Annotated in this window: 21 protein-coding genes; 16 read left to right on the top strand and 5 right to left on the bottom strand. The window is 70.5% G+C overall.

Going from position 1 to position 21,948, the window contains the following annotated elements:
* The first annotated feature begins 1,220 nt into the window (after positions 1-1,220).
* The 3 genes from ACZ4K2_RS32075 to ACZ4K2_RS32065 all read left to right on the top strand — a co-directional run bounded on the left by ACZ4K2_RS32075 (position 1,221) and on the right by ACZ4K2_RS32065 (position 3,473).
* On the top strand, positions 1,221-1,511 hold the full coding sequence (locus ACZ4K2_RS32075; RefSeq protein WP_467478917.1) for a hypothetical protein: 291 nt from the start codon (positions 1,221-1,223) through the stop codon (positions 1,509-1,511).
* A complete protein-coding gene (locus tag ACZ4K2_RS32070; protein WP_467478916.1) occupies positions 1,511-1,993 on the top strand; it encodes a hypothetical protein in 483 nt (160 codons plus the stop codon). The genes ACZ4K2_RS32075 and ACZ4K2_RS32070 overlap by 1 nt, the downstream gene beginning before the upstream one ends.
* Before the next feature lie 1,000 nt (positions 1,994-2,993).
* Positions 2,994-3,473, top strand: coding sequence for a phage terminase small subunit P27 family (locus tag ACZ4K2_RS32065; RefSeq protein WP_467478914.1), 480 nt, complete (start codon positions 2,994-2,996; stop codon positions 3,471-3,473).
* A 1,095-nt stretch (positions 3,474-4,568) separates the two neighbouring features.
* Here the strand turns inward: ACZ4K2_RS32065 and ACZ4K2_RS32060 are convergent.
* Positions 4,569-5,780 carry a helix-turn-helix transcriptional regulator gene (locus ACZ4K2_RS32060; protein ID WP_467478912.1) on the bottom strand — a complete coding sequence of 404 codons (1,212 nt, stop codon included), beginning with the start codon at positions 5,778-5,780 and terminating at the stop codon, positions 4,569-4,571.
* Positions 5,781-5,884: 104 nt separating this feature from the next.
* Here ACZ4K2_RS32060 and ACZ4K2_RS32055 point away from each other — a divergent pair, with 104 nt between their 5' ends.
* From ACZ4K2_RS32055 to ACZ4K2_RS32045, 3 genes are all read left to right on the top strand, one after another.
* Complete coding sequence (locus ACZ4K2_RS32055; RefSeq protein ID WP_358415906.1) at positions 5,885-6,091, top strand: hypothetical protein; 207 nt, start codon at positions 5,885-5,887, stop codon at positions 6,089-6,091.
* Positions 6,092-6,441: 350 nt separating this feature from the next.
* Positions 6,442-6,579 (top strand): hypothetical protein, encoded by a 138-nt coding sequence (locus tag ACZ4K2_RS32050; protein ID WP_173869028.1) that lies wholly within the window; start codon positions 6,442-6,444, stop codon positions 6,577-6,579.
* Positions 6,580-6,582: 3 nt separating this feature from the next.
* Positions 6,583-7,764 (top strand): methyltransferase domain-containing protein, encoded by a 1,182-nt coding sequence (locus tag ACZ4K2_RS32045; protein ID WP_467478909.1) that lies wholly within the window; start codon positions 6,583-6,585, stop codon positions 7,762-7,764.
* Positions 7,765-7,997: 233 nt separating this feature from the next.
* Here ACZ4K2_RS32045 and ACZ4K2_RS32040 read toward each other — a convergent pair whose 3' ends face one another.
* Positions 7,998-8,507 carry a GNAT family N-acetyltransferase gene (locus ACZ4K2_RS32040; RefSeq protein WP_467478907.1) on the bottom strand — a complete coding sequence of 170 codons (510 nt, stop codon included), beginning with the start codon at positions 8,505-8,507 and terminating at the stop codon, positions 7,998-8,000.
* A gap of 254 nt (positions 8,508-8,761) precedes the next feature.
* Between ACZ4K2_RS32040 and ACZ4K2_RS32035 the strand changes: the two genes are divergently transcribed.
* The 3 genes from ACZ4K2_RS32035 (at position 8,762) to ACZ4K2_RS32025 (ending at position 11,587) form a co-directional block, all read left to right on the top strand.
* On the top strand, positions 8,762-9,535 hold the full coding sequence (locus ACZ4K2_RS32035; RefSeq protein ID WP_467478905.1) for an IclR family transcriptional regulator: 774 nt from the start codon (positions 8,762-8,764) through the stop codon (positions 9,533-9,535).
* A 26-nt stretch (positions 9,536-9,561) separates the two neighbouring features.
* Complete coding sequence (locus ACZ4K2_RS32030) at positions 9,562-10,065, top strand: GNAT family N-acetyltransferase (protein WP_467478903.1); 504 nt, start codon at positions 9,562-9,564, stop codon at positions 10,063-10,065.
* A gap of 64 nt (positions 10,066-10,129) precedes the next feature.
* Positions 10,130-11,587, top strand: coding sequence for a peptidoglycan D,D-transpeptidase FtsI family protein (locus ACZ4K2_RS32025; RefSeq protein ID WP_467478901.1), 1,458 nt, complete (start codon positions 10,130-10,132; stop codon positions 11,585-11,587).
* Positions 11,588-11,666: 79 nt separating this feature from the next.
* Here ACZ4K2_RS32025 and ACZ4K2_RS32020 read toward each other — a convergent pair whose 3' ends face one another.
* The 3 genes from ACZ4K2_RS32020 to ACZ4K2_RS32010 all read right to left on the bottom strand — a co-directional run bounded on the left by ACZ4K2_RS32020 (position 11,667) and on the right by ACZ4K2_RS32010 (position 14,293).
* Complete coding sequence (locus ACZ4K2_RS32020; RefSeq protein WP_467478900.1) at positions 11,667-11,810, bottom strand: hypothetical protein; 144 nt, start codon at positions 11,808-11,810, stop codon at positions 11,667-11,669.
* Positions 11,811-12,284: 474 nt separating this feature from the next.
* Entirely contained in the window at positions 12,285-12,539 is a 255-nt protein-coding gene (locus tag ACZ4K2_RS32015) for a hypothetical protein (RefSeq protein ID WP_467478898.1), read from the bottom strand.
* 1,172 nt (positions 12,540-13,711) lie between these two features.
* A complete protein-coding gene (locus tag ACZ4K2_RS32010) occupies positions 13,712-14,293 on the bottom strand; it encodes a TIGR03086 family metal-binding protein (RefSeq protein ID WP_467478897.1) in 582 nt (193 codons plus the stop codon).
* A gap of 282 nt (positions 14,294-14,575) precedes the next feature.
* On the opposite strand from ACZ4K2_RS32010, the gene ACZ4K2_RS32005 reads away from it, so the two are divergent.
* The 7 genes from ACZ4K2_RS32005 (at position 14,576) to ACZ4K2_RS31975 (ending at position 21,872) form a co-directional block, all read left to right on the top strand.
* Positions 14,576-15,385: an NAD-dependent epimerase/dehydratase family protein gene (locus ACZ4K2_RS32005; protein ID WP_467478895.1), complete on the top strand. Its 810-nt coding sequence runs from the start codon at positions 14,576-14,578 to the stop codon at positions 15,383-15,385.
* A 257-nt stretch (positions 15,386-15,642) separates the two neighbouring features.
* The gene (locus ACZ4K2_RS32000; protein WP_467478893.1) at positions 15,643-16,413 is read left to right on the top strand and encodes a DeoR/GlpR family DNA-binding transcription regulator; all 771 of its coding nucleotides are present in this window, start codon (positions 15,643-15,645) and stop codon (positions 16,411-16,413) included.
* A gap of 95 nt (positions 16,414-16,508) precedes the next feature.
* On the top strand, positions 16,509-17,879 hold the full coding sequence (locus tag ACZ4K2_RS31995) for an ABC transporter substrate-binding protein (protein ID WP_467478891.1): 1,371 nt from the start codon (positions 16,509-16,511) through the stop codon (positions 17,877-17,879).
* Complete coding sequence (locus tag ACZ4K2_RS31990; protein ID WP_467478889.1) at positions 17,876-18,811, top strand: carbohydrate ABC transporter permease; 936 nt, start codon at positions 17,876-17,878, stop codon at positions 18,809-18,811. Before ACZ4K2_RS31995 ends, ACZ4K2_RS31990 begins: the two co-directional genes overlap by 4 nt.
* A complete protein-coding gene (locus ACZ4K2_RS31985; RefSeq protein WP_467478887.1) occupies positions 18,808-19,653 on the top strand; it encodes a carbohydrate ABC transporter permease in 846 nt (281 codons plus the stop codon). The genes ACZ4K2_RS31990 and ACZ4K2_RS31985 overlap by 4 nt, the downstream gene beginning before the upstream one ends.
* A complete protein-coding gene (locus ACZ4K2_RS31980; RefSeq protein WP_467478886.1) occupies positions 19,650-20,639 on the top strand; it encodes a zinc-dependent alcohol dehydrogenase family protein in 990 nt (329 codons plus the stop codon). Before ACZ4K2_RS31985 ends, ACZ4K2_RS31980 begins: the two co-directional genes overlap by 4 nt.
* A gap of 60 nt (positions 20,640-20,699) precedes the next feature.
* On the top strand, positions 20,700-21,872 hold the full coding sequence (locus ACZ4K2_RS31975) for a TerD family protein (RefSeq protein WP_467479048.1): 1,173 nt from the start codon (positions 20,700-20,702) through the stop codon (positions 21,870-21,872).
* Positions 21,873-21,948 lie beyond the last annotated feature (76 nt).

Genomic DNA, 21,948 nt, shown 5'->3' with positions numbered 1-21,948 from the left:
GCGAGAGCAGCGAGGGAGCGAGAGCTAGTCAGAAACTCTATAAATGTAGTTAGTGTAGAAGTGAACTACATTCTAGGTATGTCTATAAGAGTCTCTACTAGCAAACGCCGAACCCGGTCGTCTACACCGAGATTCGTCACACTGCCTTGGAGGGCTAAGAGACCGTGCTTATTGGTGACCCAACCTGCGACATTTGCGACACCGTACTGACCGGCCGCCAAAAGCGCTATTGCTCCGATAGGTGCCGACAGACACACAGGCGCACCAGGACGCTGACCGCCGCTGAGGAACGGGTACGCCTTGCGGGTAAGGACTGCAAGCACTGCGGTGACGTCTTCGATCCCAAAAATGGCCGTCAGCGTTATTGCTCCGAGAACTGTGCAGCGCATGCGCGGGATGCGGGATACGAGGCGCGCGAGGACGCTGTGTGTCAGCTCGACGGGTGCGAGGGCAACGCCGGTTGGGATGGGTCCGGCCGTGCCCGCCGATACTGCTCGGCCGCTCACAAGCAAAAGGCTTACCGACAGCGGAAGCGCGTCACCTCGCTGTAAGCCGCTGCGCGGCCGTGTGAGGCCGTTTCAGGAGTCGGCTGGAGCCAACCACTTGGGGCGCGCCGATAGGGGCTTAGAGGGGCGCTGATAGCCCGAGCCGGCTCGGTATCGATCCGGTTACGGTCTTCGCCGTTTGGCTCCTTTGCCCGTCCTGTCCTTAACCCACACACCGTGTGAAGGGTGGAGGCGGTATCCGTCTCCGACAGCGAACGAGTAGCCCGGTCGTTATTCGGCCGGTGCTGCTGACCACCTACAAACGTTTGTAGGTGCTTGCTGTCCATGCGGCGGCATCCGCAATCGGTCCCCCAATACTTCGGTGAGTAGACCTACGTTCGCGTAGACCTCGCCGGTACAGCCCTCTTGCCTGGTCTATGCCGAGACCGCGCAAGAGGGCTTTTTTTCGTATCTGGAGGTTCCTCGCATGCGCGACGACGCCACATATCGCGCTGTCGTATTCGGTGCCCTGCGCGCGACCACTTGGGACGGCCCGCGTGCGTATGTGGATCAGCACACCCTTTCCGCTGCTGTGAATCGGTGGGCAGGGAGAAACGGTGTCGGACCGGTGCCTATGGACTCACTTGTGCGGCTTGTTGAGGGCGCGGGATACCGACACTTCCGAACCGACCGGCGAGGCTATTTCGTCGGACTATCACTCAAGGAGAACGACGCGTGAACGGATACACCGACAACATTGATGCCGGTAGCTACACCCCGGAAACGCTAAACCGCGTGCTACGTGCTCGCGCTGCCACTTTTCGATATGACCCGGAGATGGAAAAGGCCGCCGAGTTGGAGGCAAAGGGCGAGCCGCTAAGTCCCTCCATGCGCATGTCCCTCGGCTACTACCAGGACGCCAAGAAGGCCGCTTCTGCCGCTGGACGTGACGTGTCCGATCCGGCACCGGCCCAGAGTGGTGACCGGCTCGCCGACGCTTACAAGAACCTCGGAGGGAATGCCTGATGACTGACGCAAAGCTACAGAAGGCACGAGAGACCGCCCTAAAGGCTCAGCGAGAGCTAGAGGCCCTAGAGTCGGCGGAGGCTGAGAAGGCGGCGCAGATTGCTGCTGAGCGCCGGGAACGGGCTCTTGAGTATGACCGTGAGTTCTTCAAGAATTGGCGTTCCCTCGCGGATGAGGTAGTGGCGCACGACCGTGACGCCGACACCTACGACCCGGCCACTATGGGTTTCCTAGAGGGTGTTATCCGGCTTGCTGAAGCTCGTGAGAAGCGACGCTATGTGCTAGAGGCCGCACAGCGTGCCGAAACGACCATGGGTGTTCCGTCGAATCAGAGCACCGTTCCCGAAAGTCGTTATTACACGCTGGACGTACTCGGGCACATCACGGGCATCATCCAGCGAGAGGCTGGCCGCCGTGCCGCCGAGTTCGCTGATGAGCTACAGGCTAAGCGCGAGGCTTTCATTAACGGAGATGAGGCGTAATGGCTACGACTGCTGACAACCTGCTAGAACCTGGCCCGGATGGTTCGTATCCCAATTGGCCGCGCGACGAGAACGGCGCTCCCATTCAGCCGGTTGATTCCGTGACCGGTGAGTCCATTAGCTATGCGCGCTGTTGGGGATGCCTGTACGCGATTTTCCCCAGCTATGCCATGCCGCTGGAGTCTCGTGGCTACGCCAGTATCAATCCACCGAAGGTGTAGCCATGCCCGCTGATGCTTTCAACCCCGGACCGAACGGGACCCGCCCATGGTTTCCCCGTGACGCGTCCGGGGCCCCCGCTTGGTCGGATACGCATTCCCCCGCTGATGTGGTTCACCCGACTGCCGGTGGGCCTCCAATGCTGCGCGGGTCGAGGTACCGAACAGTTCCGAGGCTACGTTGGTGGCAGGGAGTTATCGACGCTATCCACACTCAGCCTCCACATTACGAGGGGCTAGAGATTCCCACTGTGCCGATTGCCGTACTCCGCGCGGAAATCGGACTGCGGTAAACGATGCGCCGTTTCTACTCCTCTTCGTTGCGGCATTTCTGTTTTCGCTGCGGGGAACCTGCGCTACGGCTCGCCCATTACCCGATCAGCAAGCGTGCTCTTGTCGCGCGAGGAATCAGCGAACCGGACGCCGATGGATGGCGTAAGCCGCTCTGTAGAGACTGCCTGACCCGCTGGCAGGTTGAGTGCGCATAGCCGTTCGCTGCCGTGATAGGGGGCCGGAAGCCGGCAAAAACTGGCCCCCCGTCTGGCCTGCGCTGATCTCTCACAGTGACTTCGCTACTACCTTTGCAAGTGATACCCCCTGGCCACATACAATCCCGATTGTTCCGCTGAGCGTATGAAGCCAGGGTTCTTAACCCCCAGGGTGGGGGGTGCCTCCAACCCGGTTTCAAAACTGACCGGCAGGGAGGTCGAGAAACGTGATGGCAGTGCAGACCCTTTTCTGTGGCGTGACCAGCGCCTTTCATTCCCCCTGGAGGAACTCGTATGACACTCGCTAAGCCAGTAGATCAGCACAAGCGGGAGGGCACGTACCGGCCCGACCGCCACGCCGACCGGCTATCGCTGGCACCCACTGACCTCACTGAGCCGGATTGGTCGACGGTAATTGGTGACGGCCCTGACGCTGACAAGGTGAAGGCCGATGCCGCGAGCATTTGGCGGCGCATCGTACCCGCGCTGTCTGCCGCTACTCGGATTACCGATGCACAGCGGGAAGTAGTCGTGACGTTCTGCACCTCGCAGGCTCGCATGTGGGAGGCCGAGCGATTCATTAGCCGTGACGGTTTGCTCGTCCTCGGCGCGAATGGCGTGCTTGTCAAGAATCCGGCTACAACGGTTCTCAACACCTATTCGACCATGAACCGCAATGCGCGAATCGAGCTTGGGCTTTCGCCGTCCGCTGCCGCGCGAATCACCGTGACCGCATCGGACGAGGACGACGACCCCGACGGAATTTGGGACTGACCACCTAGGAACGTTCCTAGGTGCGCTACCGCTGATATGGAGAACGGCAGATGATTGACGACGAGACTCGCGCTTGGATAGCCGAGCACGTAGCACAGCACGCAAGGACCCTGGACCGAATCCGCGAGCGAAAGGCCGCCGACTACCGCCGCAACTCTGCGCGAGAGGGAATAGCCCGAGTGGCGGACAGCATTCGATACGCCGGACTGCCTGCGGACATTGTGCGCGGATACCAGGAAGCACGGCGCAAGAGGGAGGCGGCGCAGAATGGCTAAGCGCATATCGATTACCGGTGCTGTCCGCTGTCTCGCCCTCGCTGCGGCCATGGTTATCAGCTTCGCTGTGGAGCGTGACCTAGCGCTGTCCCACGGTGTGCCCGAGACCGTTGCACCGGCCGTTCCCGTGGCCGTTGACCTATTCATGATTTGGGCTGTCCGGACGGGTCGTGACGTAGCCCTCGCTGTGGCCGTCGCCGTGGCCGCAAACGTGGCCGGTGTCCTCACGACTGAATCCCTGTCCGCTGTCGACACGTGGGTTTCCGCAGGGCTGCACGCGGTGTTCCCCATGACCGTTTGGCGGATGCACAGACGACCGACGCAGTCTGAGACCGGCGAGGCAGCGAGAGGCCCGGAGAATGGCGCACAGGCCGATAGATGGCCGGACGCTTCCCTATGGCAGGACTTCAATGCGGACAGCGAGCCGGACGCTGCGGACAATGCACCGGACGGCCCGCCGAGTGATGACGATATCCGCGCCGCTGTGACCGTCCTCGAATCCCGCCACGGGCGGCCATTGACCGGCCAGGCTGTGGCCGACCATTTCGGTGTGTCCGCTCGCACCGGACGCCGTTATCTAGACCGGATCGGATACGGACGCGTGACCACCTAGGAACGTTCCGAGGTGGCCACACAGAACCCCCTATGCCACACCCTCACAGCGAGGGAAGGCGTAGGGGGTTTTCATGTTTCCGGGGCCGACCTTTGAAAGAAAGGCCAGGTTTTCGCCGGCTCGGGGGTCCAAGGTGGCTACGGCCCAGCATTCCCGAGGGATTTCGCTGCCTTCGGATCGCAGGCACCTAGGAACGTTCCGAGGTGATCAGGCCGCGCTGTCGAGTACCGCCCGCACCTCGGGAACGTCGGCGTAATCAGCGAGCCGAGCGAGGACGACCCGGCCCCGTTCCGCTGTCCTTTCGCTGGCAATGTCGGCCGACAGCGTGAGCATTCGTTCCGCCGTGGCCGCCGCTTCCTCGGGTTCGTTCGCGTCGGCGTAGGCAATGGCAAGCCACGACAGATAGAGCGCTAGCTCTCGCGTGTGCGTTGCGTCGTATTCGCTGAGCACTTCCCGCAGCAATGGCACAGCGCGGAGCGGTCGGCGTAGTTCTGTGTAGACGCGGGATTCCATGACGCGCAATTCCCCGGCGCTCACCCAATAGAGATACGCCGGTGACTCGATTCCCTCGCTGTCCGCGCTGAGTGCTTGGCTTGCCTCCCCGAGGGCCCGCATAGCCGTTTGTGCATTCTCGGAACCGCCCGCTTTGGTGGCCGACCATGCCACCCGATCGAGGTACAGCGCGCGAGCCTTTGGGGGAGCGTCCGGCCCGGCCCCGTCCAGTGCAGCGCGGGCAAGGTCTAGGCCCTCAACCTCCCGTCCGATATTGCTGAGTTGGTAGGCGAGCGACCCGGCAAGGTTTCCGGCTAGCGTCCGGTCCTCGGCTTGCGTGGCTGCGCTGAGTCCAAGTCGGTAGATCCGTTCCGCCTCTGCGTGTTGGCCAGCGTCCGACGCGATCCATCCGGCGATCTGCGCCAATTCTCCAATCTGCACGAGGAGTTGTCGGCCGGTTGCTTCGGTGTACGAGTGTTCTCTGAACATCCGAACAGCCTTGCGAAGTTCCCGTAGTGCGGGCCGCATGAGGTCCCCACCGGCCAGGAAGTCATCTGCGAGCCGCAGGCTATGCACCCGCTGTTGCAGATCGTCCACCTGGCCGAGTCCGATACGGCCGCCTGTACGGGCCGTCAGAGGCCCTAGCGGATCATCGGCGGGCAGGAAGTCGGCCAGGGTCGGCAAAGGCGGCTCAGCGGGCGACTGAGGGGCTTTGAGGGCTTCCACGGGGACCCCGAGGGCGGCAGCGAGAAACGGCAGCCATTCACGGGGCGTGCGCTTCCCTGTCTCCCATCGACTGATCTCCTGACGGCCGACCGGCTCGCCCTGGACGCCAGCGGCCCGGCATACCTCCCGCGCTAGCCGTGCCTGGCTCCAGCCGAGCCGTTCGCGTTCCTGTTTGATGTTGGCCCCGACGCTGTTCCCCATGGGTCAAGTCTGGCCGACAGTTGGCCTACACGGGGCCGCTAGGCGTAGATCAATCCGGGTTGGAGGGTGAGCGAGCGAAAGCCGACTACGAGGGGCGAGCGATCATGGCGAGCGACGCAAGAGCCCGGCTGTCCGAGGTGATCGACCGGCACGGCCACGACGGACAGGTGTTGATTTTCAAGGACACCGACGATCCGTTCGGCACGACGGCCGAGGGTGCAGACCTTGCACCACATTCCGGCATCGGTCGGCCAACGCTGCGGGAACGGGTGGCCAAAGCCAACGCACGGAGCCGGGGCGAAGTCTTGTAATGGCGCGCACTGACCCGCGACGGCCAATTTCCACGATGCAAGCACTGTGGTCATGGGGCGAACACTGCGGGATGTGCGCTGGACACCGGGAAATCTGGTGCCCAATCTGCTTCGGATTCGAGGGGTGCCGGACTTGCAATCGCCGCTACAAAGTCCCGTGCCCCATATGCGCTGGCGGGCGATTGATGCCGCTCACGTGATGAGGCTTTCTCGCTGATCTCCGCCCCTGCCGGATGTGGCCCGACTCGATTTCCCCCACGTCTGGCATCCCCGGCAGGGGCGGGCAAGTCACCGTTTCGCAGACAGCGGGACGGTTCAACCGGCACCATCGGAACCCAGGAGGTAACGCAATGCGTAACTGGTGGCTGACCATGAACGACCCCGGCAACCCGCAGGACGACAGCGACAGCGGGAACAAGCACGGCGGGGGCGGCTCGGACGAGGGCGGCAACACGAACGACGGTCAGGGCCCGGCGGACGGCCGCTGATCGGTGAGCACTGACGACGTGAAGGGGGCGGGTCCTGACGGGCTCGCCTCCGCTCTCATGGAAAAGGGTGCACTGACAAGCGATTGGCTTCCTGCCTATCAGGCAGTGCCCCGTCATCTGTTCATTCCGGAAATGATCTGGCCGGGCCGAGCCGGCATGAATCGCCAGGATGACCGCGTAATTCGCAGCGAGGAACCCGAAGTTTGGTGGTCGGCGGTTTACCGTGACGCGCCGATCACGACCCAATGGGACGACGGCGCTTACACCGGACCAGGGAAAGGGAAGATCCCGTCTAGCTCCAACTCCATGCCGACCATGGTCTTTTCGATGCTGGACGCGCTGAGCATCGAAACGGGTCAGCGGGTGTTGGAGATCGGAACCGGTACCGGCTGGAATGCCGCGCTGCTGTCTCATCGGGTCGGCGCTGAGAATGTGTTCACGGTCGAGGTAGACGGAGACAGCGCGAGGGAGGCGCGTAAACGGCTGAATGACGCCGGATTCGATCCCGTCTCGATCATCGGGGACGGAGCCGAGGGATACGCCGAGGGCGCCCCTTATGACCGCGTCATCGCCACGGCATCAATCGGCCGTGTCCCCCGGCGCTGGATCGAGCAGACAAAACCGGGCGGGATCATCGTTACCCCGTGGGGACCTACCTACGGTGGGGAAGGCGTGGTCAGGCTGACCGTTGCCGAGGACGGCTCGGCGTCCGGCCCGTTCGTCGGCTCGTCGGCGTTCATGCGGCTGCGGGATCAGCGGGTGAAGCGGACGCACGTCCGTGAATACCTCGGGGGCCGGAAGTGGCCTGCGTACGGCACTCGGAGCGTGACGACGATTTCCCCGGACGCTGTGGGGGACTGGCCCGTCATGTTCGCCATCGGGGTGCAGGTTCCAGAGGCTTTCCCGTGGGCGGAGACGTACGAGGACGGCTCTTACACGCTGTGGCTGCGGGACACGGCCGTCACGTCGTGGGCGACAGCGGACTACGAGAAACACCGCGAGGAATTCGAGGTCTACCAATCCGGCCCGCGCCGACTGTGGGACGAGGTGGAGACCGCCTATCTCTGGTGGGAGAAGCAGGGCCGTCCGGGATTCGAGCGGTTCGGCCTCACCGTGGACGGCGACGGCGAGCGGGTGTGGCTGGACTCGCCAGGCAACCCCGTGCCCATCCGTGGGAGCCTGTAGCGCGGTCCGTGTGACCGTCGGCCCCGTCTGTGTGCTCATCCGCCGTAGCACACGGGCGGGGCCTCCTGCGTTCATCTGCGCTGGTCAGACGCTGTGCGCTAACCTATGGTTCTGTTCGTCCAGGGGCAGGCGATGTCGCTCCAGATCTCGACGCGCATGTCTTCGGCTTTCTCCGGGTCGTACGGGTGCGGGGGCTCTCCCCGGCCGGTGCATGAACGTTCAAGCAGGGCGTTTCATTCCCGCGGCGGCACGGAGAAGCGCAGAAAGAGGTGGTGGTCGCCGTCGGCGGGCGGGTTCTCCGGGTCGGGCACCCAGCCCTGCCGGGCGTAGAAGGACTGGGCGCGGCGGTTGTCCACGTGCACGTCGAGGACGGCCGCGCGCCGGGCGTCCGCCCGCCACCGCGCCACGCAGGCCTCGTGCAGGGCCGTGCCGATGCCGGCGCGCCAGCGGCCGGGGTCGACGTGGAACTGGAACAGCTTGACCGTCTCCGCGGGCCCGCCCTCCGGGGTGCGGAAGGAGGCGATGCCGACGATCCGGCCGCGCTCGACGGCGCACAGCACCCGGCCGTCGGGGCGCTCGACGGCGCCGCGCCAGGCGGCCGCCCAGTCGGTGCCGTCCTGCGGGACGCCGTCCGGGTAGTACGTAGAGCGGGCCCGGAGGTGCAGCTCGGCGATGGCATCGGTCTCGGCCGCCACGGCGTCGCGGACCAGGAGGGCCTCACCGTTCACGCGTTCACTGATCATGCGGAACAGGACGAGCCGACGGCGGCCGCGGTTCCGCGGCCGGGGTCCTGGGCACGTACGGCTTCCCGGGGCGTGGGGCGGCGCCTCAGACTGGGGCCGGTGTCGCCGCCGGTTCCTTCCCGGCCGGCCGCGTTCGTCCCGGGACCGCTCGGCCGCTTCCCGGGCCGTGTTCGATATACTGAACGCCGTCTCGGATAGTGAACGTGCGCGGGAGCACGCGACTCAGTCCTCGTCGAACGAAGGGGCCAAGGGCGATGACGGCAGGCGACGCAGCGGGCGGGGCGCAGGTCAAGTCCGCGGTGCGGACCGTGGAGCTGCTCGAGTACTTCGCCGGCCGGCCCGGCATGCACTCCCTGGCGGCCGTGCAGGAGGCCGTCGGCTATCCCAAGTCCAGCCTGTACATGCTGCTGCGCACGCTGGTGGAGCTGGGCTGGGTGGAGACGGACGCCACGGGCACGCGGTACGGCATCGGGGTGCGGGCGCTGCTCGTGGGCACGTCGTACATCGACGGCGACGAGGTGGTGGCCGCCGCCCGGCCGGCCCTGGACCGGCTCTCCGACGACACCGCGGAGACCATCCACCTCGCCCGGCTCGACGGCACCACCGTGGTCTATCTGGCCACCCGCCAGTCCCAGCATTACCTGCGCCCGTTCACCCGGGTCGGCCGCCGGCTGCCCGCCCACTCCACCTCCCTCGGCAAGGCGCTCCTCGCCACCTGCACCGACGAGCAGGTGCGCAAGCTGCTGCCGGAGAAGCTGCCCGCGCTGACCGAGCACACCGTCACCGACCGGGAGGAGCTCATCGAGGAGCTGCGCCAGGTCCGGGAGCGGGGCTTCGCGGTCGACCGCGAGGAGAACACGCTGGGCCTGCGCTGCTTCGGCGTGGCCATCCCGTACCGCACGCCCGCCCGGGACGCCGTCAGCTGCTCGGTGCCGGTGGCCCGGCTGACCCCCGCCCACGAACAGACGATCAAGGACGCGCTGTTCGACGCGCGGGACCGGCTGACGCTGGCGACGCGGCGGCTCTGAGCCCGCCGGACCGTAGGCTCGGCACCATGAAGATCGCGCTGCGGGCCGTACGGGACAGCGACGTGCCGGTGCTCCACCGGCAGATGAGCGATCCGGAGGCCGTCCGGATGGCCGCGTTCGGCCTGGAGGACGCCTCCGACCCGGCGGCGTTCGCGGCCTACTGGCAGTGCCTGCGGGACACCTCCGAGGTGCTGCGCACGGTCCTGGCCGACGGGGTGGTGGCCGGGACGGCGGCGGTGTACGGCGTGGCCGGCGAGCGCGAGGTGACGTACTGGATCGACCGGTCCTACTGGGGCCGGGGCGTGGCGACGGCCGCGTTGCGGGCCCTGCTCGCCGAGGTCCCCGAGCGGCCGCTGTACGCGCGTGCCGCGGCCGACAACGCGGGATCGCTGCGCGTGCTGGAGAAGTGCGGCTTCCGTGAGACGGCCCGGGCGCGGGGGTTCGCCAACGCGCGGGGACGGGAGATCGAGGAGGTCGTCCTGGTCCTGGAGGGGCGGCGCGGGCCGCGGGGCGCGGGGCCGGTTTCCTGAACGCCGGATGAGAAAGCCGGCCGCCCGGGAACGTCCGGCCGGCTCCGCTCGTCTTCTGGGCGGGATGAACAAGACGATCAGGCGGGCCTCCGTCTTCTCACTGCTGCTCGTGCTCACCCTGCTGGTCAGGGCGACATGGGTGCAGTTCTACGGCGGACAGGCCCTTGCAGAGGACAACCACAACCGGCGGAACGTCATCGAGACGTACTCGGCGCCGCTCGGGAACATCATCGTGGGCGGGAACGCCGTCACCGGCTCGGCCCGGACGAAGGGCGGTGACCTCGCGTACAAGCGCACGTACAAGGACGGCAGGCTGTACGCGGCGGTGACCGGCTTCGCCTCGCAGGCCTACGCGCCCACGCAGCTGGAGGGCATCTACGCCGACCTTCTCAACGGCACCGACCCCCGGCTGAAGACGATCATGGACACGGTCACGGACCGGCGCGCCGACCCGGGCAACGTGCTCACGACGATCGACCCGGCCGTGCAGAAGGCGGGGTACCGGGCGCTCGGCGGCAACAAGGGCGCGGCCGTGGCGCTCGACCCCAAGACCGGCAGGATCCTCGCGGTGGTGTCGACGCCGTCGTACGACCCCTCCTCGCTCACCGACGCGAACCTGGCCGGGCCGTCCTGGAAGGCGCTCCTCGCGGACAAGGAGAAGCCGCTGACCAACCGCGCGCTGCGGCAGCCGCTGCCGCCGGGCTCCACGTTCAAGCTGGTCGTGGCGACGGCCGCGCTGGAGGACGGGCTGTACGAGAACGTCGACGACCCGACCGACAGCCCGGACCCGTACATCATGCCGGGCACCGTGCGCGAGCTGCCGAACGAGAGCAAGTCGGCGCCGTGCAGGAACGCCTCGATCCGGGTCGCCCTGCGGTACTCCTGCAACAACGTCTTCGGTCACATGGCCGTCCAGCTCGGCCAGGACAAGGTCCGGGCGATGGCCGAGAAGTTCGGCTTCAACGACCAGGAGCAGGACGTGCCGGTGCGGGCGTACCCGAGCGTCTACCCCTCCGGCATGGACAAGGCCCAGACGGCGCTGTCCGGCATCGGCCAGTTCGACGTCACCGCGACCCCGCTCCAGATGGCCATGGTGTCCGCGGCCATAGCCAACGGGGGCAAGCTGGTCTCCCCGCATATGGTCTCGAAGATCACCGACAGCGGCGGCGACGTGCTGGAGGACTACGACGACGGCACCGACTCCAAGGAGATCATGAGCTCCGGCACCGCCGAGCAGCTCAGGTCGGCGATGGAGACGGTGGTGAAGGACGGCACCGGGACGAACGCGCTGATCGACGGGGTGACCGTCGGCGGCAAGACCGGTACCGCGCAGCACGGCGAGAACAACAGCAAGACGCCGTACGCCTGGTTCACCTCCTACGGAAAGTCCGACAGCAGCGGCAAGGAGGTGGCCGTCGCCGTGATGGTCGAGCAGTCGGACGCGGCCCGCTCCGAGGTGAGCGGCAACGGACTGGCGGCACCCGTGGCCAAGGCCATGATGGAGGCCGCGGTCAAGGGCTGAGCGCGCGCCCGGCTCCCGTCACGCACCGGTGCCGGGCCGGGGCGGGCGGCTCGGGCGGTACGGCCGGTGTCCATGGGCGTCAGGTGGACCTGCCGGGGGTGGTCACCCGGGTGGTCTCGCGCACGAACAGGGCGGTGTGGGCGGCGAGTTCGGTGAGCGTGGAGCAGGGGCCGCTGCTCCGGCACCTGGCGCGCGGGTCGTACGCGTCCGGGTCGTGCGCCACGGCGCGGGCGGTGCGCCGGAGTCCGCCGTGCCGGGCGGGGCGGCCGTCGTACGGGTCGCTGAAGTCCGGGCCCCCGCCGGGGATCAGGTCGGCGCGGCTCGGGAAGCCGGGCGGCGGGCGCGGTCCCGGGGCGGGTCCGACGGGGCCGGGGCGGGCGGGGCCGGGGCGGGCGGGGCCGTGCCGCGGAAGGCGAACGCGAACGCGCGGGCGGCGGCGAGCGGATCGGCGCGGTGGCCGGCGTGCGGGTACGGGATCCGGATCGTGGTGGGCCGCGCGGGGTGCGTGTGCCGTCGCGGGGCGCGTCCGGCTACGCCCCGGCGCCACCGCCGGTGGGTCCCGCGCGGGGCCGGCCGGGTCCCGGGTGCGGTGAGGCGGTGCCGAGGACGGGGAGGGTGCGCGGCGCGCCGGGGCGCGTACGGTGCCGGACGCCCCGGCGCGGCCCCTTCCGCCGCGGGGGACGCGGGCCGGGTGCGGTCAGACCTCCATCACCGCGTCGCAGTCGGGGCAGACCTCGGACGCGTGCCCGGCCGGGTACCACGGTGTCCCGGCGGGCTCGGCGGGCAGCACCCCCGCCCTCTCCATGGCGAAGGTGTCCCGGCCGCACAGGGTCCGCGGCCCCGCCTCGCCGGACCGGCCGGGAGCGGTGGGGGCCGCGTGCACACGGCGGACCCGCCGCTCGGCGCCGGCCTCCGGCGGGTCCGTCTCGTAGAGGACGACGATCCCGCTCATGCCGGCGTCCGGTGTCCGCCCGGGGCCGCGGCCGGGAGGGCGCCTGCCCGGCCGCGGCGGGGAGCCTCGCGTCCCCCGGCTGCCCGGGCCGCGGCGCGGGACCGCGCGGGTGCCTGCGGTGTGCCCGGCCGCGGGCGGCGCGTCGTCGAGTACCCGTGGGGCTCGTCCATGGCGGTTCCTCCGTGGCTCCGGTGCCGGCCGGCACCCGTCGCGGCCCGCCGGCAGGGCGGCGGACACCCGGTGCTCCGATCATGCCCGCCCACCCGCGACGGCGCTCGTCCAGCGGGTCCCGGCGCCGACCCGGCGTCCCGCGCGGCTGGACACCCGGCCCGGCTCGCCGTCCGGGACAGCCCGATCTCCCCACGGCCCGCCGTCCGGCGCCGCCCGCCACCCGAGACGCCCCGCCGTCCGGGGCGGCCCGTCGTCCCCGCGGCCCGCCGCCCGGCGCCGCCCGCCACCGGAGACGCCCCGCCGCCCGACGCAGCCCATCGTCCCCGCGGCCCGCCGTCCGACGCCACCCGCCACCCAAGGCGCCCCGCCGCCCGACGCAGCCCATCGTCCCCGCGGCCCGCCGTCCGACGCCATCCGCCACCCAAGGCGCCCCGCCGTCCGACGCAGCCTGCCGCTCGGGGCAGCCGGACGTCCGGCGCGGCTCGACATCCGGCGCGGCCCTCCGCCCGGCACGGCCCTCCGCCCGGGGCAGCCCACCGCCCTCGGGTGCCCCGCCGCCCTCCGGCGCCCCGCCGCCCGAGGCAGCCCGCACCATCCGGGGCAGCCCGGCATCCGGCGCGCTCTGCCGTCCACGGCAGCCCGCCATCCAGCGCAACCCCTCACCCCAGGCGCCCCGCCACCCGACACAGCCCGCCCCCCGAGGCACCCCGACGTCCGGCGCGGCTCGACATCCGGCACAGCCCTCCGGCCGAGGCAGCCCGCACCGTCCGGGGCGCCCGGCACCCAACGCACCCTGCCACCCCAGGCACCCCAGACACCCCGCCACCCGACGCAGCCCGGCGTCCGGGGCAGCCCCACCGCCCGAAGCGCCCCGCCACCCAACGCAGCCCGCCACCCCAGGCACCCCAGACACCCCGCCACCCAACGCAGCCCGGCGTCCGGGGCAGCCCCACCGCCCAACGCGCCCCACCACCCAAGGCACCCCACCGCCCAAGACGGCCCTACGGCCGCCATTCCGGGTCGCGGCCGCTCAGCCCCACGGCCCGGACCAGCAGCGGGGCGTCCTCCGGCACCGCCACGACCGGGCCGAACAGGCCGGCGCCGCGGGGCGGGGACCCGGCCGCGGCCAGCAGGAAGCCGTGGGCCGAGGCGAGGGCGGCCGGGTCGGGGTCGTAGTCCCGGCCGATGGCGCGCGCCAGGTCCCAGCCGTGGATCACCAGTTCGTCGGCGGCGACCGCACCGGCGACCGCGCCCGGCAGGTCGACGCCGCCGGCGCGGGTGGCGCCGGTCCAGGCGGCCGGGTCGCGCCAGGCGGCGGCCATCCCTTCCAGCGCCGCGGGCAGCTCCTCGCGCCAGCCGGGGCCGATGTCCCACGCGAGGGAGTCCGGGGTGCCGTCCGTCGTCGGGCCGAGATCCTTGCTGGCCGCGTCCTGGAAGGCCAGGGACAGGGTGAGCAGGTGACCGAGCAGGTTGCGCACCGCGCGGCCCGGGCACGGTGTGGGGGCCGTGAGCTGCTCCTCGGTGACGGCCGCGGCGAGCCGGGCCACCAGGTCCGCCTGCGGGCCGAGGTCCACGATGGTCATGACGCACTCCTTCGACGACGTGCCGCGCGTACGCGCGCGTACGAAGGGCAGACCGGCCGGCCCCCGGAAACTCATCGCCGCGCCCCGCCCCCGGCGACCAGCGCCGCCTGCCCCGCCGCGGCGATCACCGGCACCGCCCGTCCCACCCCGGCACGAACCGGCACCGCCCGTCCCACCCCGGCGATCACCGGCACCGCCTCCCCCAGTCGCCGTCCGCCGACGCTCGCCATCGGGCAGGGACGGCACCGCGGTGGATTCCCGCCGCCGGGGCACAATCGGGGGATGCCCGCTCCCCGCACCGTCCTGCTCACCGGCGCCGCCGGCGGCCTCGGCACCCTGATGCGGTCCCTGCTGCCGCGGTACGGCTACACGCTGCGCCTGTTCGACGTCCGCCCGGTCGAGGGCGAGCCGGACGCCGTCACCGCGGACCTGTGCGACGCGGACGCGGTGCGCGAGGCGGTGCGGGGCGTGGACGCGGTCCTGCACCTGGCGGGCATCTCCCTGGAGGCCCCCTTCGAGAAGATCCTCGCGTCGAACATCGAGGGCACCTACCACCTGTACGAGGCCGCCCGCCGGGAGGGCGTGCCGCGGATCGTCTTCGCCTCCTCCAACCACGCCGTCGGCTTCACCCCCGTCCCGCGCGCGGGCGAGCCGCCGGTCCCGGTCGGCACGCCGCGCCGCCCGGACACCTTCTACGGCCTGTCGAAGTCCTTCGGCGAGGACCTGGCCCAGCTCTACTGGGACAAGCACGGCCTGGAGACGGTCTCCGTGCGCATCGGCGCCTGCTTCCCGGAGCCCACCAGCGTCCGCATGCTCTCGCTGTGGCTGAGCCCGGCCGACGGCGCCCGGCTCTTCCACGCGGCCCTGACCGCCGAGCGGGTCGGTCACACGGTCGTCCACGGCTCCTCCGCCAACACCCGCCTGTGGTGGGACCTCTCCGGCGCGCGGGCGCTCGGCTACGCACCGCGCGACGACTCCGAGCCGTACGCCGCGAAGCTCATCGCCGAACAGGGCGAACCGGATCCGGCGGACCCCGCCCACACCCACCTGGGCGGCCACTTCGTCAACGACCCCCCGGTCTGGCCGTACTGAGCGGACCGGACACCCCGAGCCCGTGCGGGCACCGAACGGGCCCCCTGCGGCCGGATCCGGGCGCCCGCGGTGCCCGGTCCCACTCCGGCCCGGGCGCCCGCGCAGGTCCGGCACGGGCACGGCACGGGCACCGCACGGGTGAGACGGGCACGAACGGGCCGGATCGGGCGCCGGACAGACCTGGTCAGCGGTGCGCGCCGACGGTAGAACTTCCCCCATGGCCCGAACGGGCGGTGCCGGCGGAGGTGGGTGACGACATGGGCGCGCGAACCACGGAGGAGCGGCGGCGCGAGATCGTCCGCACCGCCCGCGCCACCGGCTCGGTGGACGTCACCACGCTCGCCGCGGCGCTGGGCGTGGCCAAGGAGACCGTCCGGCGCGATCTGCGCGCGCTGGAGGACCACGGCCTGGTCCGCCGCACCCACGGCGGCGCCTACCCGGTGGAGAGCGCCGGTTTCGAGACGACGCTCGCGTTCCGCTCCACCAGCCACGTGCCCGAGAAGCGGCGGATCGCCACCGCGGCGGCCGGCCTGCTGGGGGACGCCGAAACGGTCTTCGTCGACGAGGGCTACACCCCGCAGCTCATCGCCGAGGCGCTGCCCAGGGACCGGCCGCTGACCGTGGTCACCGCGTCCCTGCCGGTCGCGGCCTCTCTCGCCCAGGCGGACCGGATCTCGGTGCTGCTGCTCGGCGGCCGGGTCCGTCCGGGCACACTGGCAGCCGTCGACCACTGGGCGACGAGGATGCTGGCCGGCTTCGTGATCGACCTCGCCTACATCGGGGCCAACGGCATCTCCCGCGAGTACGGCCTGACCACCCCCGACCCGGCGGTGTGCGAGGTGAAGGCGCAGGCCGTCCGGGCCGCGCGCCGCACCGTCTTCGCGGGCGTGCACACCAAGTTCGGCGCCGTCAGCTTCTGCCGGTTCGCGGAGACCGGCGCGCTGGAGGCGATCGTGACCAGCACCCTCCTGCCGGCCTCCGAGGCCCACCGCTACTCCCTGTTGGGCCCGCAGGTCGTACGGGTCTGATCCGCCGCTCCCCGTCCCCCGGGCCGCCGCACCCCCGGGCGCCCGCCATGCCCCCTTGTGAGCCTCCCACCACCCCACACCCCCAGGAGCGATCCATGCGCACCCCGAGCCGACCAAGGCCGCGAGCCGCGCTCGCCGCGGCCGCCGCAGGGACGCTGCTCGCCCCGCTGCTCGCCGGCTGCTGGACCGGCGCGGGCGGGTCCGGTTCCGGCGGCGACGCCATCAACGTGCTGATGGTGAACAACCCGCAGATGACCGAGTTGCAGAAGCTGACCGCGGCCCACTTCACCCGGCGGACCGGCATCCGGGTCAACTTCACGGTCCTGCCCGAGAACGACGTCCGCGACAAGATCAGCCAGGACTTCGCCAACCAGGCGGGCCAGTACGACGTCGCCACCCTGTCCAACTACGAGATACCGATCTACGCCCGCAACGGCTGGCTGCGCGCGATGGACCCGTACGTGGCGCGCGACCCGGGATACGACGAGCGGGACGTCCTCGCACCGATGCGCGCCTCCCTGACCGGGGACGACGGCAAGCTCTACGGCCAGCCCTTCTACGGCGAGTCGTCCTTCCTCATGTACCGCAAGGACGTGTTCGCCGCGAAGGGCCTGACGATGCCCGCCCGCCCCACCTGGCACCAGGTGGCGGACCTCGCGGCCCGGGCGGACGGCGCCCGGCCGGGCATGCGGGGCATCTGCCTGCGCGGACTGCCCGGCTGGGGCGAGGTGATGGCACCGCTGACCACCGTCGTCAACACCTTCGGGGGCACCTGGTTCGACAAGGACTGGAAGGCCCGGCTCGACTCCCCCGCCTTCGCGAAGGCGACCAAGTTCTACGTCGGCCTCGTCCGCGCCCACGGCGAGTCGGGCGCCGCCCAGTCGGGCTTCGCCGAGTGCCTGAACAACATGACCCAGGGCAAGGTCGCCATGTGGTACGACGCGACCTCCGCGGCGGGGCTGCTGGAGGCGGACGGCTCGCCGGTCAGGGGCAGGCTCGGCTACGCCCCCGCCCCCGTGGAGCTGACCGAGTCCTCCGGCTGGCTCTACACCTGGGCCTGGGGCATCCAGCACGCCTCCCGCAACCCGGACAAGGCCTGGAGGTTCGTCTCCTGGGCGTCCGGCAAGGGCTACGAGCGACTGGTGGGCCGGACCAGCGGCTGGGCCCACGTGCCCGCGGGCAAACGGGCGTCGACGTACGCCGTCGCCGACTACCGCGCCTCCGCCGCCGCCTTCCAGGAGATGACCAGGGAGGCCATCGAGAACAGCCGCCCGGACGACCCCGGGGTGCAGCCGCGCCCGGCGCCCGGCATCCAGTTCGTCGGCATCCCCGAGTTCACCGACCTCGGCACCAAGGTCTCCCAGGAGATCAGCGCGGCCATCGCCGGACGGCAGTCCACGGACGCGGCCCTGACGAAGTCCCAGCAGCTCGCCGAGCGGATCTCCGAGGAGTACGAGGGACGATGACCGCCACGACGGCCCCCCGCACGGCGGCACCGGCACGCGCCGGCCGGCCGCCCTCCCCCCGGCTGCGCGCCTGGGCCACCCGGGCCCCCCTCCTGCCCGCGCTCGTCTTCATGATCGTCGTCACCCAGCTCCCGTTCGTGGCCACGCTGGTGATCTCCTTCTTCGACTGGAACGCCCTCTACCCCAGGGCCCGCCGCTTCACCGGTCTCGACAACTACCGCCGGGTCCTGACCGACGCCGGCCTGCGCCACTCGGTGTGGACGACCGTGCTGCTGACGGCGACCGTGGTCCTCGTCAGCCTGGTCCTCGGCCTGGCGCTCGCGCTGCTGCTGAACCACCGGTTCCGCGGCCGGGGCGTCGTGCGCACCCTGCTGATCGCCCCCTTCCTGGTGGTCCCGGTGGCCGCCGCCCTGCTCTGGAAACACGTCCTCTACAACCCCGAGTACGGGCTGCTCAACGGACTGCTGCACTACGTCGGCGGGCCGCAGCCGGACTGGATCTCGCACACGCCGCTGCTCGCCGTCGAGGCGTCCCTGGTGTGGCAGTGGACGCCGTTCATGATGCTCATCCTGCTCGCCGGGCTGCAGAGCCGCGACCCGCAGCAGATCGAGGCCGCGCGCGTGGACGGCGCGAGCGACTGGCAGGTCTTCCGCCACCTGACGCTCCCGCACCTGCGCCGCTACCTCGAACTCGGCGCCCTGCTGGGCTCGGTGTACATCGTCCAGAACTTCGACGCGGTCTTCACGATCACCTCCGGCGGCCTCGGCACCGCCAACCTGCCGTACACCGTCTACCAGAGCTTCTACCAGGCCCACGAGAACGGCCTCGCCTCGGCCGCCGGCGTCCTGGTGGTCATCGGCTCCCTCGTCATCGCGACCCTCGCCCTGCGCGTGGTGTCGTCCCTGTTCCGCGAGGAGGCGTCCCGCCCATGAGCGACACCGCCGCGACGACCCGGCGGCGCCGGAGCCCGGGCCTCGGCCTGGTGGCCTGGCTGGCCGGCGTCGTCTTCTTCCTGCCCATCGCCTGGATGGCGCTGACGTCCTTCCACTCCGAGGCCGACGCCGCGACCAATCCGCCCTCCCCCGGCGCCGCCCTCACCCTGGACGGCTACCGCGCGTTCTTCGGCAGCGGCGGCGGGGCGAGCCCCTGGCCCGCGCTGATCAACTCGACGGTCGCCTCGCTCGTCTCGACGCTGTGCGTGCTGCTCCTCGCGCTGCCGGCGGCGTACGCGCTGTCGGTCCGGCGGGTGCGCAAGTGGACGGACGTGCTGTTCTTCTTCCTGTCCACCAAGATGCTGCCGGCCGTGGCCGGTCTGCTGCCGGTCTACCTGTTCGCGAGGAACACCGGGCTGCTGGACGACATCTGGCTCCTGGTCGTCCTCCACACCTCCATGAACCTGCCGATCGCGGTGTGGATGATGCAGTCGTTCCTCGCCGAGGTCCCGGTCGCGGTGATCGAGGCGGCGCAGCTCGACGGCGCCCGGTTGCCCACGGTCCTCACGCGCGTGGTGGCCCCCATCGCCCTGCCCGGCATCGCCGCCACCGCCCTGATCTGCTTCATCTTCAGCTGGAACGAACTGCTCTTCGCCCGGGTGCTGACGGGCGTGGTCGCCGAGACCGCCCCCGTCTTCCTGACCGGCTTCATCACCAGCCAGGGCCTGTTCCTGGCGAAGGTGTGCGCCGCGTCGCTCGTCATCTCCCTGCCGGTGCTCGCCGCGGGGTTCGCCGCCCAGGACAAGCTGGTCCAGGGCCTGTCGTTGGGAGCCGTCAAATGAGGGCCGCCGTCATCGAGTCCGTGGGCCGGGCCGTCGTCACCGAGGTCCCCGACCCGGCGCCGGGACCCCGCGAGGTCGTCGTCGAGGTCGCCGCCTGCGGCCTGTGCGGGACCGACCTGCACATCCTCCGGGGCGAGTTCGCGCCCAGGCTGCCGATCGTCCCCGGGCACGAGTTCGCCGGCACGGTCGTCGAGACCGGCGGCCAGGTCACCGAGCTGGCCGTCGGCGACCGGGTGGCCGTCGACCCCTCGCTGTACTGCCACGCGTGCCGCTACTGCCGCGCGGGCCGCGACAACCTCTGCGAGCGCTACGCCGCGATCGGCGTGACGACGTCCGGCGCCGCCGCCCGGTACGCGGTGGCCCCCGTGGCGAACTGCGTGAAGCTGCCCGAGCACGTGCGCACCGAGGACGCGGCCCTGGTGGAGCCGCTGTCCTGCGCGGTGCGCGGCTACGACGTGCTGCGCTCGCGCCTGGGCGCGCACGTCCTGATCTACGGCTCCGGGACGATGGGCCTGATGATGCTGGAGCTGGCCAAGCGGACGGGCGCGGCGAGCGTCGACGTCGTCGACGTGAATCCGGCCCGGCTGGAGACGGCCCGGCGCCTGGGCGTCTCGGCGTCGGCCTCGGACGCGGACGAGCTGGACCGGCCGCGGGGCTGGGACGTGGTGGTCGACGCGACCGGCAACACGGCGGCGATCCAGGACGGCCTGGGCCGGGTGGCGAAGGCGGGCACGTTCCTCCAGTTCGGCGTGGCCGACTACGCGACGCGGGTGACGATCGACCCGTACCGGATCTACAACCAGGAGATCACCATCACGGGCTCCATGGCCGTGCTGCACAGCTTCGAGCGGGCGGCGGAGCTCTTCGCGGGCGGGGTGCTTGACCCGGACGTGTTCATCAGCGACCGGGTCCCGCTGGAGCGCTACCCGCAGGCACTGGAGCAGTTCGCGGCGGGCGTGGGACGGAAGATCCTGGTGGTGCCGTAAGCCGTTCGGCCGGTAAGGGAACGGTAAAGCGGTGTCATTCGTTCTCCCGGCATGACAGCTATGACCCCTGGCTCGAACATCCCTCTCTCGGCCGCGCGCGTGACGGTGGACGTCGCCGCACCGGTGCGGCTCGACGTGTCGGGCCTGCTGCTCACCGCCGACGGCAAGGTGCGTTCCGACGACGACTTCATCTTCTACAACCAGCCGGCGGGCCCGGGTGTGACGTACCGCTCCGGCGGCGGTACGGCACCGGACGCGATCACGGTCGACACCGCCGCCGTGCCGCCGGAGATCGAGAAGATCGTCGTCACGGCCAGCCCGGACGCGGCCGGCCAGACCTTCCAGGGCATCGAGCCGACGGCCACGGTCCGGGACGCGGACGGCGGGGCCGCGCTGGCGGCGTTCACCCCGCCGCGGCTGGGCTCCGAGACCGCGCTGGTCGTCATGGAGATCTACCGCAGGGGCGGCCAGTGGAAGGCGCGGGCCGTCGGCCAGGGGTACGCCGACGGGCTCGCGGGGATCGCGACCGACTTCGGCGTGACGGTGGAGGAACCGGCCGCCGCCCCGGCCGCCCCGCCCGCCCCCGCGGTGCCGCCGATGCCGGCCGCCGCCCCGCCGCGGCCGGCGGCCCCGCCGCCCCCGGCCCCGGGCGCCGGAAAGATCAACCTGGACAAGGGCCGGGTCAGCCTCCAGAAGAACCAGACCGTGTCGCTGGTCAAGGGCGGCCGCCCGCTGCTCTCCCGGGTGCAGATGGGCCTCGGCTGGGAACCGGCGTTCCGCGGCCGGGACATCGACCTGGACGCCTCGGTCATCGCCTACGGCCCGCAGCGCGACCACGTCGACAGCTGCTACTTCGGCAAGCTGACGATCCTGAACGGCGCCGTGAAGCACTCCGGCGACAACCTCACCGGTGAGGGCGGCGGCGACGACGAGGTGATCGTGGTCGACCTCGGCCGCATCCCGCAGGAGGTCACCGGTCTGGTCTTCACCGTCAACTCCTTCTCCGGCCAGAAGTTCACCGAGGTCGCCAAGGCGTACTGCCGGCTGGTCGACACCGCCACCGGCGAGGAACTGGTCCGTTTCGACCTCACCGGCGCGCAGCCGCAGACGGGCGTCATGATGGCCAAGCTCGTCCGGCAGTTCTCCGGCGAGTGGGACATGACGGCGGTCGGCGAGTTCGTGAAGGCCCGCACGGTCCGCAACATGGTCGGTCCGGGGGCCAAGGCACTGTAGGCCCGGACGTGCGCCGAAGCCGCGCCGGGAGGTGCCGTCACCCCGACGGCCGCCCCCGGCCGCGGCGCCGCCGCGG

The sequence above is a fragment of the Streptomyces sp. NPDC025833 genome, assembly GCF_055558055.1.
Note: the sequence above shows the minus strand (reverse complement) of the source record. Positions and strands in the feature narration are given on the sequence as shown.